Raw genomic sequence first — 14,801 nt, forward strand, 5'->3', positions numbered from 1 at the left:
ACCCGACTGACCGCCTGTTCAGGGGTAAGGAAACGGCAAATCTATGATCTCCGTCGCGCTGGCTGAGAGAGCTGACGCGTTGCCCTGTGACGCATTACCCGATATAAGTTAACGCATCTGGCTGAAGTTTCGCCTGAATCATCGTCACTGTCACCGATAAGTGGACACTATGCAGATTGAAGATCTCCGGATTTACGTTGCGGTAATGCATGCTGGCAACTTTACTGCAGCAGCTGAGCATCTGATGCTATCGAAACAGTATGTCAGCCGCCGTATGGCTGCGCTGGAGGCATCATTAGGGGTACGACTGTTGATCCGTAACACCCGTAAGCTGTCTGTAACGGATGCAGGTTTACTGTTCGCGCAACATGCTCAGCGCATTCTGGATGAGATTCAGGAAGCGCAACTGGCGGTGTCAGAGCAGCAGCAGGCGCTGCGCGGCACCTTCCGAATCAATCTGCCGATGTCCTTTGGCATGAGCCACCTCTCCCCCCTGATTGCCGAGTTTCTAAGCCACCATCCGTCATTGCAGTTTCATATTGAGCTGGCTGACCGCTATGCCGATGTGATTGGCGAAGGCGTTGATATGGCGATTCGCATCGGTACGCTGGCTGATTCCACGCTGATTGCCCGTCCGCTCGGCGAGCTGAAGCGGGTTATCTGCTGCAGCCCCCGCTATCTGGAACGGGCAGGCGTGCCGCAGCAGCCAGAAGCCTTGCTGCAACATGCCTGTCTGCGCTACGGACGTGAAGGTCAGAATGGCTGGGAACTGCAGGTCAATGGTAAACCGAAGTGGCTGGCGGTTCAGGGCCCGATGGTGAGTAACAATGGCGAGGTTCTGCGTGATGCCGCACTGGCAGGCTTAGGACTGGTATTGTTACCCGCCTTTATCGTTGAGACAGCCCTGCAACGCGGTGAGCTGGTGACCGTGCTGGACGACTATCTGCCGCCCCCGCTCTCCCTGAATGCGGTTTACCCGCAGCACCGTCAGCGCAGCGAAGTAAACCGCCAGTTACTGGCCTTTCTCCAAACGCGTTTAGCGTCGTGACAGCACTAAAGTTTTTTTAATGCCGCAAAGACCCTGGCGACAGCGACGGCACCCGGATCAGACACGCCGTTGAGGTTAGCACTGTTAAGATAAGATGATCGGCCCGCTTTTGCTTTCCCCATGCTGGCGGTTGCATCACTGCCCTGCTGTGCCGCATCAGCCGCCTCTGCCAGCGATTTACCCGCCACCAGCGCCTCGATTGCCGGTTGCAGCGCATCAATCAGCGTGCGATCTCCTGGTTGTGCCCCGCCATACTGCTTCATCTTCTCCAGACCCTGTTGCAGGGCCGCGGGCAGCGCATCCTCTTCAGCCAGCTGCTGCGCAGCAGCGGTGAAGAAGATCGCCATCAGTACGCCGCTGGAGCCGCCCATCACGGTCGCCAGTCGCTCACCCGTCACCGCGAGCAGATCGGGCAAGGCATTTAACGGCAGCTGATTATCTGTACATTCGCGCTGGATCTGGCGTGCGCCAGCAGCAAAGGTCGAACCGGTATCGCCATCACCGACCTGCGCATCCAGTTTGTTCAGCTCGCTTTCGCTGGCGATCAGGGTTTCACAGATGCTGTTAACAAACGCAGCGACGGTCGGGTTATCTGAGGGTTGCGCCGGATGCGCTGTTGCCTCTTTTGTCGCGTTTACCGGCTGCAGCGGTGCGATTTTAACCGCCTGAACCCAGCCGGTGACCTCAACCGGCGCACAGATCGCCTCTTCGAACAACGGCGTCAGCGTCATGGAGGTGACGGAAAAGCCCTTCATGTCCAGCGCGGTCATCAGCGGAGCCGGGCCAATCAGATAATCACTGCCCCGGCTGAGCGGCGACTCAATCAGGTCGCGTGTGACCAGACTCATTTCCAGCGCGGACATGCCGCCAAGATTATTGATTAACAGCGCGCGTGGCTGATCGTTGTCCGGCATCACTTTCTCCAGCAGATGCTGCACAATCTGCTGACTGTTTTGCGTCTGCATGACGTCAACACCCGGTTCGCCATGAATCCCCAGCCCCATTTCAACGCTGCCGTCTGGCACCCGCTGGCCGGTCTGTTCATCCGGCAGATGGCAGCTTGAGAGCGCAACGCCCATGGTGGCGATAGCACGACTGGCTGCCTCTGCTGCCTCGGTCACCGCCGCCAGGTCATCACCCCGCTCTGCGACGAAGCCCGCCACTTTATGCACCAGCAACGTGCCCGCGACGCCGCGTGGCTGAGGGTTATCGGGCAACGCAACATCATCACCGACAATCACCATATTGACGCTGAATCCCGCTTTGCGCGCTTTTTCTGCCGCCAGACCGAAGTTGAGGCGATCTCCGGTGTAGTTTTTCACAATCAGCAGACATCCCGCCTCACCGGTAATATTGATGATGGCGTTGTAAACCGCGTCAACGCTGGGGGAAGCAAAAACATCGCCACAGACGGCAGCCGTCAGCATCCCTTTGCCGATAAAGCCGACATGGGCCGGTTCATGGCCTGAACCACCACCGGAAATCAGCGCGACCTGCTGTTTTTGCCAGTCATTACGCATCACGATGCGAATGCGCGGATCGACCTGCAACCGGACCAGATTGCGCCACGGGCTGGCGTAAATCATGCCATCTAACGCGCTGTCGACGAGATCATCCTTTTTATTCATTACGAATCGGGTCATGTCTTCTTTCCTCATAGGCATGCGGGTTTGCTGATGACCCAGTGTTACATACCACTGACGACAGTGAGAAATCCATCAACAGGTCTGTAGTCTGATTTCAGACATACCGCACGAAAACCAGCTGACACAGGCGCAGTGATTTTTACTAATTGATTGATTTTTATCAAATGTCTTTACCTGAAAGTGAGAGGTTCTGCGCAGAACATGAACCGGGGATCACGGATGGTAAAAATTCATTTGTTAACAGAGGATGTTTTAATGACCCAACGTATGATTCTCAATGAAACCGCCTGGTTTGGTGCTGGTGCATTGCGCCATTTGCCGGAAGAGGTACAACGTCGCGGGATGCGAAAAGCATTGATCGTCACTGACAAAGCGCTGGTCGCGGCGGGTGCGCTGAAGCGGGTGACCGATCTGCTGGCGCAACATCAGCTTGACTGGGCGGTGTATGATGAGGTGGTGCCGAATCCTACCATTCGGGTTGTGCAGCAGGGTGTTGCGGTGTTCAGAGAGTCAGGTGCCGACTACCTGATCGCCATTGGCGGGGGCTCACCACAGGATACCAGCAAGGCGATCGGCATTATTATTAATAACCCTGAGTTTGAAGATGTGCGCAGCCTGGAAGGCGTCAGCCCCACCCGTCATCCATGCGTGCCGATCATCGCTATCCCGACCACGGCAGGCACCGCCGCAGAAGTGACGATTAATTACGTCATTACCGATGAAGAGAATCGCCGTAAGTTTGTCTGTGTCGATCCCCATGACATTCCGAAAGTGGCGATCATTGATGCGGAGATGATGGCGAGCATGCCCGCGTCGCTGAAGGCTGCGACCGGTATTGATGCCTTAACCCATGCCATTGAAGGCTACATCACACGCGGAGCCTGGACCCTGACCGATATGCTGCACCTCAAAGCCATTGAGATTATCAGCCAGTCACTGCGCGAATCGGTGGCAGGAAATATTGAGGCGGTTGAGCAGATGGCGCTGGGACAATATGTGGCCGGTATGGGTTTCTCTAATGTCGGCCTTGGTCTGGTGCATGGCATGGCACACCCGCTGGGCGCTTTTTACAATGTCCCGCACGGCGTAGCCAATGCCATTTTGCTGCCGCAGGTGATGGCGTGGAATGCCTCAGGCACTGGCGAAAAATATCGCGACATTGCCCGTGCAATGGGTGTGAAACAGGTTGAGTCATTGTCGCTGGATCAGGCACGGGAAGCGGCGGTCGCCGCGGTGCGTCAGCTCTGTCGCGATGTGGGTATTCCCCGCTCGCTGCGTGAAGTGGGCTTAAAAGAGGCGGATATCCCTGCACTGGCACAGGCCGCGCTGGATGATGTCTGTACCGGCGGCAACCCACGTACGCCGGACCTGGAGGACGTGATGGCGTTATACCGCCAGAGTTAAAGCGCATATCCTGTAGTGATGCACTGCCGATAACAGGCCCGTCCTCGCTGGCGGGCTTTTTTACGTCATGGCAACGCTTAATCCGGGAGCCTTCGCCAGAGGTTGTTCAGTCTGACTTACGGCATCAGCCAAGGTTTTAGCCGCGTTTATCCTGCCTGGTTTCAGCCTGAAATCGCCCGCTGTTACGATGAAGTTCACCGAGCGAACCAACTGCCCTTACCCATGATTTCTTTAGATGCTAAACCCTGATTCACTTGATCTGGATCACAGAAATCCGCATCATGCGCAGCGAAAACCTTAATGACGCTGCGGAGATATCAATGACACTGTACCAGGGTATGCTAATTTTCTATGCCGTTGTTGCATTGATCGCTACGCTGATCACGTTCTTCATCGCCAAAGATAAGCTGAGCATCAAACTGCTGAGCGCCTTTCTGGTGGGGGCCACCTGGCCGATGAGTTTTCCTGTCGCGCTGATGTTTGCTCTGTTTTAATTGACATTATCCCCTTAGATACCACACTCAGGTAAGACGTCCCTGACCTGCAAACCGCCGATCACCGACGTGGCCTTGTTCATGACGGTTAATAAGGAGCGGATATGCGCGTTATCAGTGTGATGATTCTGGTTTCTCTTCTCAGTGCCTGTAGTGCCCCGTGGCACGCTGAAAAACCGGTTCCGGCGGCCGAAACCCGCCAGCAGACCTGCCAGCCAGGCTCCAATCCCAGCCAGAACGACTGCGGTCATTTCCCTGAACCTGAATTCCATTGATCCTGTCACAAGGCGATCGCTGCTGTGAGATCTCAATTACGCTATTTCATCGCATAACAAGGCTTTACACGCTGCTAACCGGTCAGTAAAGTAGCGCCCAGACATCAATTCTGATGCGTAAGCGTTAACGTCAACCAACGCCCCCGCAGCACTGCTGCATGTGATGATCCCTGCCATGATGCCTGTACAACACCCAGCTAAACCTCTCGCTGCGTATTCCAGCGCCACATTTTTTTTGTTCGTCCTGCTGCTGACCGCGGCTAATCTTCGTGCGCCCATTACTGTCATCGGCCCGGTACTACAGGATATCCGCCAGACCTTTGGCCTGAGTGTCGGTGAAGCGGGTCTGTTTAACTTTATTCCACTGATGCTGTTTGCCCTGCTCGCCCCACTGGCCGCCTGGCTGGGAAATCGCGTCGGGCTTGAGCGCAGTTTATGGGGCGCGCTATGCCTGATCACTGCCGGTTCGCTGTTGCGCTGGCAGCCTGCGGAAGCGGCGCTGTGGAGCGGAACGCTGTTGCTCAGCGCAGGTATTGCCGCCGCCAACGTGCTGCTGCCGCCACTGATTAAACGCGATTTCACCGCCCACACCGCTAAATATATTGGCCTTTATGCCGCCACCATGTCGATTACTGCCAGCCTGGCATCTGGCATTGCCGTTCCGCTGAGCCAGCTTTCAGCGGCAGGCTGGCGACTCTCGCTGGTTGTCTGGGCGCTACCGGGGCTGATTGCGCTACTCGTCTGGCTGCCGCTGTTACGTCAACGGCGGTCAACCGCAGCGTCCGCCGACGCGCCCGTTGCATATCGCCATCCGTGGCGAACGCCCGGAGGCTGGCAAATCGCCCTGTTTATGGCGCTGCAATCGCTGGCGTTTTATACCGTGATTGACTGGTTTACGCTGTTTGCCCAGGATAACGGCTTCAGTCAGGCCCACGCAGGCTGGCTGCTGTTCTGGTATCAGGCAATTGCGATCGTCGCCAACCTGGGCTGCATGGTGGCGCTGAAGCGGGTAAAAGATGCCCGGCTTACCGCGTTCATTGCTTCATCAGGCATTTTCCTCGGCATGCTGGGCCTATTGTTCAATCCGCAGTGGGCCGTCATCTGGCTGACACTGGCCGGACTGGGCGCAGGCGCATCACTGGTGCTCTGCCTCTCACTGTTTAATCTGCGAGCCACTCATCACCGTCAGGCTTCACAACTGTCGGGCATGGCACAGTGTGTCGGATATGCGCTGGCGGCACTCGGCCCTTTGTTCTTTGGCGTGCTCCATGAGCAGAGCGGTAACTGGACGCTGCCCTTCAGCGTGCTGGCAATGCTGAGCCTGTTACAGATGCTGCTGGCTCCGCTGGCAGCGCAGTCAAAACCCATTAGCTGAAAATGCGGCGGAGCCGTTAACAATAAATGACTCGCCGATCGCGGATGCTTAGCATCACGGGTCGGCGGGAATCGACGGGAGAATGTGCGTGTCTGAACTGAATAATGCTCTGCTGCAGGAGATCCTGGATCAGGTGCGTCCGCTGATCCATCAGGGAAAGGTGGCTGACTATATCCCTGCGCTGGCGGATGTGGCTGCCGATCATCTGGCAATAGCGGTTTGCCTGCGTGATGGCACCCTCTTTCAGGCGGGCGATGCTGAGACGCGCTTTTCGATTCAGTCGATCTCCAAGGCGCTCTCTCTGACCGTAGCACTGACCCGCTATGAGGACAGCGAAATCTGGCAGCGGGTCGGCAAAGAGCCTTCTGGCCAGCCATTTAATTCATTGGTTCAGCTGGAGCTGGAACAGGGCAAGCCGCGTAATCCGTTTATTAATGCCGGTGCGCTGGTGATTTGCGATCTGCTGGAAACCCGACTGACCGCCCCGCGTCAGCGAATGCTGGAAATTGTGCGCCAGCTGAGTCAGCAGTCCGATATCAATTACGATCGCCACGTTGCCCGCTCTGAGTTCGAACATTCGGCCCGCAATGCAGCGATCGCCTGGCTGATGAAGTCGTTTGGAAATTTCGACAACGATGTCACCAGCGTGATGCAGACCTATTTCCACTACTGTTCCCTGTCGATGAACTGCGTTGAGCTGGCCCGCACGTTTATCTATCTGGCGAATCAGGGCAAAACCCTGGATGGCAGCCAGATGATTACTCCACGTCAGGCGCGGCAAATTAACGCACTGATGATCACCAGCGGGATGTACGACGGCGCTGGCGAATTCGCGTGGAGAGTCGGGATGCCCGCAAAATCGGGCGTGGGTGGCGGGATTATTGCCATCATCCCAGGTGAGATGAGCATTGCCGTCTGGTCGCCTGGGCTGGATAGCGCGGGCAATTCTCTGGCCGGTACCGCTGTGCTGGAATTGCTGACCGAGAAGCTGGGGCGATCGATATTCTGAGTCTGAGCGCGCAAGTCACAGGCTCGCTGTGGTGAAATGCGGCGGGATTCCCATGATTTCGGGAAGCTGATTTTGCATTTTCCGTGTAGTCCGCTGGCGATTTGAGTCGTCAGCGATAATCAGAACTCAAAAAACTAATTAGTGCGAAATCTGCGCCAGATCGTCTTCATTCAGACCAGTCATCCGCATAACGGTATTGCGATCCATGCCACTCTTCAGCATGGTGTGGGCAATTCTGAGGCTTGCTCCACGACTACCTTCTGTCCGTCCCTGTTCAATACCCTGTTCAATGCCTTTCTCAAGCCCTATCTGCTCAAGCTGTTGTGCGATAGTCATAAGTGCGTTCTCGTGTTGGGGCACACGCTGTGCCAGCTCCCGTACAAAGGCTTTGGCGTCCGATGTTTCACCCGCCTGTACAATGTAGTGTACCAGCGTTATCACCTGTGATGAAGAGTGATAACCAGCCTGCAAAATGGTTACCAGCCTGTCCATCATTTCAGCCAGATCACGCTGCCGGATATGCTTCTGCAACAGGGTCAGAGCCGCCATGCTGCGATGTTGCATGATCTCATCGTCAGGAATCACCGTGACATCGACCAGCGGAAAACTGCGGCTGTAAAGCCTGTCCGCCAGCGCCGGGGCGTCGAACTCATCCAGCCACCGGGTCGAATAGGGATAGGGAGTGCGTCTGCCAGTGTAAAACAGTACGGGAATTACCAGCGGCAACCGCTTATGCCCTGCTTCAAGATGGCGCTGCATGGCAGCCACTGCATAGCGCATCAGCCGAAATGCCATATGTTTGTCTGGCACAGACTGATGCTCAATGAGTACATGGATATATCCATCGCCAGCGGTTGTTTTAAGACTGTAAAGCACGTCGCTAAAGTACTGCCGAAGGTCATCCTCGACAAATGACCCCGACTCCAGTTTCAGCGTGCTGAGATCACAGCATATGCGCAGCTCTGGCGGCAAATGCAGCTCCATGAAATCCCGGGCAATATCCGGCTGAGTCAGAAATTGCCGGAATGTGGCATCATGAGGCACAGGCGTACTGTTCTTCTTTTTCACTGGCCAGAATCCTTTCTGTTCCTGAAGCGCTTACATCGGCTGATTCAGCCAGTAAAAGGCGCTAATTCCTGTAGCGCACGAACGTTTAAAGTCCTGATGGAAATAACGAAATTAATACCCTGATGACTAAACCGCGTAAAAGGCTTTTCCTGAAATCTACGAGGTTGCTCTGAATATCAACCCCTGTCGGGCATTAAAAACTATTCCATCTGACTCAGCTCACCACATTAATTGGCTCGCCCTGAATAAAGGCCGCGATATTGGCCATGACGCCAGCCACCAGATTCTCCACGCCGCTGCGACTTGCCCAGGCGATGTGCGGTGTCAGCAGCAGCGTTGGCAGATCCGCCAGCAGCGGATTATCCGGAGCGGGTGGCTCGCTGCTCAGCACATCCAGCGCCGCACCACCAATCAGCCCCTGCTTTAACGCGGCAGCAAGATCGGCTTCGTTAATCAGTCCGCCACGTGCCGTGTTTATCAGCAGCGCCTGTGGCTTCATTTTATCCAGCGCCTCGCGATCAATCATCTGGCGGGTGCTGTCACTCAGCGGGCAGTGCAGCGAAATGATGTCGCTGGTCGCCAGCATCTGCTCAAAGCTGATATAACCGTCACGCACCCTTTCACTGCCTTTGCGCTCGGCGTACTGCACCTGCATTCCCAGCGCCTGGGCCAGCCTGCCGACCGCCTGGCCGATGTCGCCTTTGCCCGCGATGCCCAGCGTGGCACCGCCAATATCCCCTATCGGCTGATGATGCACACAGAAGTGCTTAGCCTGGGGCCAGTCGATGCGGGTATTGCTGGCATAAGCCATCAGCTGACGGCGCAGGGCAAAAATCGCGGCTATCACCGCCTCTGAAACGCTCTGAGTTGAATAGCCTGGAACATTACTGACCACGATGCCGCGTGCGCGGCAGGCATCAAGATCGATACAGTCATAGCCCGTCGCTGCGACACAGATAAAACGCAGTTCAGGCAGTTGTTGCAGTGTGTCAGCCCGCAACGGCACTTTATTGGTGATAGCGACCGTTGCGCCCGCCAGAGAAGATACAATGTCATCAGCCGGAGTCTGCGCGCGCATCTCCCAGTCAGCCTGCTGTTGACCGGTCGGCAGGGGTACCGGCAGCGTGTCACCATCCAGCATTACAATTTTCATTTTTTATTCCTTCATCAGGTTTGGTTAAACCGCAGGCGAATGATTAATGTTATTTGTATGTGCACCGCGAGTAATAACTAAGTTAAATGATGCTGAAATTAAAGTGAAAATGTTCAAAGAGTGCGAAATTTTTCGGAACAAATGCCACTTTATTTAACTCTTTTATTCCCTTCGCGTTACACTGCCGCCCTGAATTCTGACCTCATACGACCGTTGAAATCATGCCGGGATCTTCACTCAGACAACGACTCACCGCCGGTATTGCGATACTGGCCGTGCTGCTGTTGTTTGTTGCACCGATGATCTCAAAGAATCTCGCTGAACATCATGCCAGGATGCAAGGCGCTTCGATCATGAGCGCAGAGATGCCGATGATGGATCATCACAGCGAGATGTCGATGGCGGATCACGGGATGATGATGGGCCCGGGCTTTGCCTGTGGCTACTGCGATCTGCTGGTGCATGTTCCGCTGATGCTCTGGGTTTTTATCCCGTTTATCTGGTGGATGTGCCTGATCAGCCGCGCCCCGCCGCCAGCGGCTATCAATCCACCCCAATGGCAACGGCTGCTGCGTCTTCATCGACCGCGCGCGCCACCCTTTATCGCGTCACACTCACTGCTTACTAATCCGATTGCGTGACAACGTCACCTGATCGTCTTTGTCTTTTGAAAAGTGTGGAATGCTATGTCCTCTTCTCAGGAAATGTCCCCTGCACCGCGCGGCACGGTGTTTAATCTCTTTCGCCGCCTGCATTTTTATATCGGCCTGTTTATTGCGCCGTTTATTTTTGTCGCGGCACTCACCGGCACGCTCTACGTTCTGACGCCGCAACTGGAACAGGCTATCTACCATGATGCCCTGACCACCGATGCCCAGGGTGAGGCCCAACCGTTGTCCGCCCAGATTGCCGCTGCGCGAGCCCGTGCCGGTGAATCAGCACGCATTTACGCTGTGCGTCCGGCACCCGGCCCGCAGGATACAACCCGCGTGCAGTTTGCCGAGCCACAGCTTGGCCCATCGGAATCACGATCGCTGTTTATTGACCCCTACACCCTGCAGGTGAAAGGCGATATGACGGTGTATGGCACCAGCGGTGTGCTGCCGCTGCGCATGTGGCTGGATCAGCTGCATCGCGGCCTGTTGCTGGGTGATTTTGGCCGAAACTACAGTGAACTGGCAGCCTCCTGGCTGTGGGTCGCTGCGCTGGGTGGGATTGTCTTATGGTCCGGCACCCGGCCGCCGCGCATCCGCAGTAAAGCACGGAGCGGCTTCGCGGCAACCCGTCACTGGCATGTCACGCTGGGGCTGCTGCTGGCAATCGGACTGGTGTTCTTTTCAGTAACCGGGCTGACCTGGTCACAGTGGGCGGGCAATAATATTGAAAAGATGCGCAGCGACTTTGGCTGGAAAACGCCGCAGGTTAATACCGCGCTAAACGGTAACGCGCCCGCTGAAGCCGCCGATCCCCATGCTGACCATCGCGGCGCAATGGAAGGGATGACGATGTCCGGAATGACCATGCCAGCGAAAACCGCTGCGCCTGTGATTCTCAATCAGCCGAATGCCAGCTGGGATCAGGCGCTGGCAGCGGCGCGTCAGGCCGGACTGCACGCAGCGAAACTGGAACTACGCCAGCCTAAGAACGCTGAACAGGCGTGGACGGTTTCGGAGATTGACCGCAGCTGGCCAAGCCAGGTCGATGCGGTTTCAATTAACCCGACTGATTTTAGCGTGGTTGACCGCGTTGAGTTCGCCAGCTTCCCGCTGGTGGCGAAACTGACCCGCTGGGGCGTGGATGCGCATATGGGCGTGCTGTTTGGCCTGCCTAATCAGCTGATTCTGGCGCTGTCTGGCTTTGGACTCTGCACAATGATTGTGCTGGGCTACCGCATGTGGTGGATTCGTCGCCCGGCTGTTCCGCAGCTCAACCCCTCGCAGACGCTGTTATCCGCCTGGCTAGCGCTGCCGCGCTATGCGCAGGGCACCAGCCTGATAGTGATGCTGGCGCTGGGATATGCCCTGCCCGTTATGGGTATCAGCCTGCTGGTGCTGGTGCTGCTGGATATTCAGCGCTGGCGCAGCGCACAGCTCGCCGCGGTCGTCCGCGTGGATGTCGCTCCGGACAAACAGTCGCCGCTGGCCATCGTCCAGTCGCGTTTTGCCGGGAAGCGCAAAGAGATGCGCTATTTTCTGCGCAGCGTGACGGTGCTGGCGCTGATTGTCATTACGGTGATGGCGAATGCGATGATTGGCGGAGTGATTGATCAGTATCAGATCCCCTTCAGTCACTGGTCGCTGACCATGTATATCACCCAGGCGATGATGATCCTGCTCTACTCCACCGTCTTTACCGGGCTGTTGTCGATTCCACTCTGGTATTTCTTCCTCGGTGAGAGCGACGAACAGGGCAAGTAAGCTGGCAAGACACCCTAAACTCTATTATTCAAAATAACTGACGAAGCCGGGCAAAACTCCCGGCTTCTCATTCTCCGCCTGAGGTCTATGATCGTTGTTATGAGTCACTTTATTTGAGAGCAAATCATGAACATTGTGCGAGCTAATCCTGAACAACTGTTTGAGTACGGTCCTTTTACCGTCCGGCGCCAGCGTCCTGGCGAGGCGTTAAGCCCGCTGGTCAGTGTTGATCTGATGTCGCTAAAACTCGATGCCCGGATTCCGATGCAGCAGCATCAGGATGAAGAAGTTTTCACCTACCTGTGGCGTGGTTCGATGCAGCATCAGGACAGTAATGGCGAACGTACCCAGCTCTCTGCAAAACGCGTGATGGTGGTGAACGCGGGTGATGGCGTTCAATATGAAGAGTCGGTGCCGTTGTATGAAGCGGAGCTGTTGCAGGCGGTTATCCGGCCTGCACAGCAGGGCGGTGAAGCGATGACCCAGGTGCTGGAGCGCGATCAGGGCATTATGACCAATGGCTGGACCGAACTGGCCGGGCCGGAAGAGTCTGATGCGCCGCTGGAACTTCGCCAGGAAGTCTACATCTTCGACACACTGCTTGAGCGCAACCATACGCTGGACGTGCCGTCGATGCCGGGCTTTGTCGCTTATCTCACCGTGCTTGAAGGGATTATTCGCGTCGGCGATCTGCGACTGAGTCGCGGTGATGCCGTCAGCGGGCTGGATTCCAGCATTGAGATCGTGGGCGATCGGGATGCCAATCTGGTCTGCTTCCTGATAAAGCCCGATAATTTTGCATAAAAAAGCGCGGGAACTTCCCGCGCTCACGTCTTGTTTAACGCAGATTAAAGCGTGCTCCGTTGCTGCATCGCCTGAACCCGTTTATAGGCATGATCGAACTGACGTACATCATCGCGCAGCCAGTGGCGTTGCGTCAGCGGAGCATCATCCAGCGCCTGCGGCAGCGGCACACCCGCCAGCGATCCCCGGCAGCAAAAGGCACGCGCCAGCGTTGGGGTGGCAATGCCGATATAACGGGCAAATTCAGGTAATGTCATCAATGCTGTACTCATTTCCCACCTCCTGTAAACACAATCTCCCCTGCATTTTCAGGCCAAATCCTGAATGCTTTTATTGATCTGAAACATAGATGTGGTACTAATCTTCTGCCTGCTAATGAGAGCGTTCACCGCGCCTGACGCAAACCGAGAAAGAAGTGAGGAACCCGTGCGCCATTATGGATTGATGATTGCCCTGCTGTTTTCCGGCTTTGCCACCGCTCACACCCTGACCCCTGGTCAGCCTGTACCACCTGTCTTCGTTGCCGATAAAGGCGAAATGGTGCTGAATCAGGGCGACATAAATTATCAGCGCTGGAACAGTCAGACTCTGACCGGAAAAGTTCGTCTGGTGATTCATGTGGCGGGTCGTCTCTCAGCGAAGGATCAGAGTGCACGATTAATCGAAGCCATTCAGCAGGCCAGCCTGCCGCGTGACCGTTTTCAGACCACCACCATCGTGAATACTGACGATGCGCTGCCTGGCAGTGCCATTTTTGTGGTGCGCAGCATCGCTTCCAGTAAAAAAGCGGCACCGTGGCAGCAATTCATTATCGACAGCAGTGGCGTAACCGCGCACAGCTGGCATCTTAAGCCGGAAAGCGCGTCCGTGGTGGTGATTGATCCGGCAGGCATTGTGCGCTTTGCTAAAGATGGCGCATTATCTGCGGAGGATGTCGCCAGCGTGATGAAACAGCTGCGCGCATTACTGGGTTAATTCACGCATAATGCCCGTCCGGCTATCGCCGCAAAATGCGGAAGGCTGCTGAATTCTCCGACATTTTTATTATCGTGAACTACTCTTAGTTGTAATGGATTAACCCGCCGTTCTTTGAAAACCTGCCAACTATGCTATGGCAGTCGGGGACGATTATTGAAGATGGCATCGAATCATTCGACCTGCTGTGACTTCCTCTGTAGATAAGGACAGCCATGATGACGGTCTGTGCAGAACAACACGTCAATTTCATACACAGCGATGCAGCCAGCCTGTTGAACGACATTGAGCAACGGCTTGATCAGCTTTTACCGGTTGAAAGCGAACGTGACTTAGTGGGCGCTGCCATGCGCGACGGTGCGCTGGCACCAGGAAAGCGTATCCGTCCACTGCTGTTGTTGCTGGCAGCGCGCGATCTGGGCTGCAACGCCACGCCTGCCGGCCTGCTCGATCTCGCCTGCGCGGTAGAGATGGTGCATGCCGCATCACTGATTCTGGATGACATGCCCTGCATGGATGATGCGCAACTGCGTCGCGGACGTCCGACCATTCATTGCCAGTATGGTGAACATGTCGCGATTCTGGCCGCGGTGGCCCTGCTGAGTAAGGCATTCGGCGTGGTTGCTGCGGCAGAAGGCTTAACGGCAACCGCCAGAGCCGACGCTGTGGCAGAATTATCCCACGCAGTCGGCATGCAGGGGCTGGTGCAGGGGCAGTTTAAGGATCTCTCCGAAGGTGACAAGCCACGCAGCGCTGACGCCATTCTGATGACCAATCACTATAAAACCAGCACCCTGTTCTGCGCCTCCATGCAGATGGCCTCTATCGTGGCTGAAGCCTCAGGTGAAGCCCGCGAACAGCTGCACCGTTTTTCGCTTAATCTTGGTCAGGCTTTCCAGCTATTAGACGATCTCACTGACGGCATGGCCGACACCGGTAAAGATGCCCATCAGGATGAGGGGAAATCAACGCTGGTGAATCTGCTGGGACCACAGGCGGTTGAAACGCGACTACGCGATCATCTGCGCTGCGCCAGCGAGCATCTGTTATCGGCCTGCCAGGACGGTTATGCCACACACCATTTTGTTCAGGCCTGGTTTGAGAAAAAACTCGCTGCCGTCAGTTAAGGATGC

The 14,801-nt window shown here is 55.8% G+C and carries 15 protein-coding genes; 11 read left to right on the forward strand and 4 right to left on the reverse strand.

All coding sequences use genetic code 11. The annotated features are described in order from the left end of the window. Positions 1-169 precede the first annotated feature (169 nt). The gene (locus tag HFD87_RS08000) at positions 170-1,048 is read left to right on the forward strand and encodes a LysR family transcriptional regulator (protein ID WP_010247411.1); all 879 of its coding nucleotides are present in this window, start codon (positions 170-172) and stop codon (positions 1,046-1,048) included. A gap of 5 nt (positions 1,049-1,053) precedes the next feature. On the opposite strand, the gene HFD87_RS08005 is transcribed toward HFD87_RS08000, so the two are convergent. Beyond that, positions 1,054-2,691: a dihydroxyacetone kinase subunit DhaK gene (locus tag HFD87_RS08005; protein ID WP_060679055.1), complete on the reverse strand. Its 1,638-nt coding sequence runs from the start codon at positions 2,689-2,691 to the stop codon at positions 1,054-1,056. A 258-nt stretch (positions 2,692-2,949) separates the two neighbouring features. On the opposite strand from HFD87_RS08005, the gene fucO reads away from it, so the two are divergent. From fucO to glsB, 5 genes are all read left to right on the forward strand, one after another. Then, positions 2,950-4,098, forward strand: coding sequence for a lactaldehyde reductase (gene fucO, locus HFD87_RS08010; RefSeq protein WP_010247415.1), 1,149 nt, complete (start codon positions 2,950-2,952; stop codon positions 4,096-4,098). Between the two features lie 320 nt (positions 4,099-4,418). Beyond that, positions 4,419-4,592: a GhoT/OrtT family toxin gene (locus tag HFD87_RS08015; RefSeq protein ID WP_010247416.1), complete on the forward strand. Its 174-nt coding sequence runs from the start codon at positions 4,419-4,421 to the stop codon at positions 4,590-4,592. Positions 4,593-4,696: 104 nt separating this feature from the next. Further along, entirely contained in the window at positions 4,697-4,867 is a 171-nt protein-coding gene (locus tag HFD87_RS08020) for a hypothetical protein (RefSeq protein ID WP_010247418.1), read from the forward strand. 175 nt (positions 4,868-5,042) lie between these two features. Beyond that, positions 5,043-6,242: an MFS transporter gene (locus HFD87_RS08025; RefSeq protein WP_167423212.1), complete on the forward strand. Its 1,200-nt coding sequence runs from the start codon at positions 5,043-5,045 to the stop codon at positions 6,240-6,242. Positions 6,243-6,324: 82 nt separating this feature from the next. Beyond that, positions 6,325-7,251, forward strand: coding sequence for a glutaminase B (gene glsB / locus HFD87_RS08030; protein ID WP_010247422.1), 927 nt, complete (start codon positions 6,325-6,327; stop codon positions 7,249-7,251). A gap of 138 nt (positions 7,252-7,389) precedes the next feature. On the opposite strand, the gene HFD87_RS08035 is transcribed toward glsB, so the two are convergent. Together HFD87_RS08035 and HFD87_RS08040 are read right to left on the reverse strand one after the other, a co-directional pair. Further along, on the reverse strand, positions 7,390-8,319 hold the full coding sequence (locus HFD87_RS08035; protein WP_010670735.1) for an Rpn family recombination-promoting nuclease/putative transposase: 930 nt from the start codon (positions 8,317-8,319) through the stop codon (positions 7,390-7,392). A gap of 214 nt (positions 8,320-8,533) precedes the next feature. Next, positions 8,534-9,472: a D-2-hydroxyacid dehydrogenase gene (locus HFD87_RS08040; protein ID WP_010670734.1), complete on the reverse strand. Its 939-nt coding sequence runs from the start codon at positions 9,470-9,472 to the stop codon at positions 8,534-8,536. Between the two features lie 221 nt (positions 9,473-9,693). Between HFD87_RS08040 and HFD87_RS08045 the strand changes: the two genes are divergently transcribed. The 3 genes from HFD87_RS08045 (at position 9,694) to HFD87_RS08055 (ending at position 12,693) form a co-directional block, all read left to right on the forward strand. After that, on the forward strand, positions 9,694-10,113 hold the full coding sequence (locus HFD87_RS08045; protein ID WP_010247431.1) for a DUF2946 domain-containing protein: 420 nt from the start codon (positions 9,694-9,696) through the stop codon (positions 10,111-10,113). Between the two features lie 45 nt (positions 10,114-10,158). Continuing rightward, on the forward strand, positions 10,159-11,889 hold the full coding sequence (locus HFD87_RS08050) for a DUF2534 family protein (RefSeq protein WP_010247433.1): 1,731 nt from the start codon (positions 10,159-10,161) through the stop codon (positions 11,887-11,889). Between the two features lie 126 nt (positions 11,890-12,015). Continuing rightward, positions 12,016-12,693: a pirin family protein gene (locus HFD87_RS08055; protein WP_010670732.1), complete on the forward strand. Its 678-nt coding sequence runs from the start codon at positions 12,016-12,018 to the stop codon at positions 12,691-12,693. A gap of 44 nt (positions 12,694-12,737) precedes the next feature. On the opposite strand, the gene HFD87_RS08060 is transcribed toward HFD87_RS08055, so the two are convergent. After that, positions 12,738-12,965 carry a hypothetical protein gene (locus HFD87_RS08060; protein WP_010247439.1) on the reverse strand — a complete coding sequence of 76 codons (228 nt, stop codon included), beginning with the start codon at positions 12,963-12,965 and terminating at the stop codon, positions 12,738-12,740. A gap of 172 nt (positions 12,966-13,137) precedes the next feature. On the opposite strand from HFD87_RS08060, the gene HFD87_RS08065 reads away from it, so the two are divergent. Together HFD87_RS08065 and HFD87_RS08070 are read left to right on the forward strand one after the other, a co-directional pair. Next, positions 13,138-13,668 carry a YtfJ family protein gene (locus HFD87_RS08065; protein WP_010247442.1) on the forward strand — a complete coding sequence of 177 codons (531 nt, stop codon included), beginning with the start codon at positions 13,138-13,140 and terminating at the stop codon, positions 13,666-13,668. 218 nt (positions 13,669-13,886) lie between these two features. Further along, complete coding sequence (locus HFD87_RS08070) at positions 13,887-14,795, forward strand: polyprenyl synthetase family protein (protein ID WP_010670731.1); 909 nt, start codon at positions 13,887-13,889, stop codon at positions 14,793-14,795. Positions 14,796-14,801 lie beyond the last annotated feature (6 nt).

This window comes from Pantoea sp. EKM21T, assembly GCF_011800405.1.
In the GTDB taxonomy this organism is placed as follows: Bacteria; Pseudomonadota; Gammaproteobacteria; order Enterobacterales; family Enterobacteriaceae; genus Pantoea; species Pantoea agglomerans.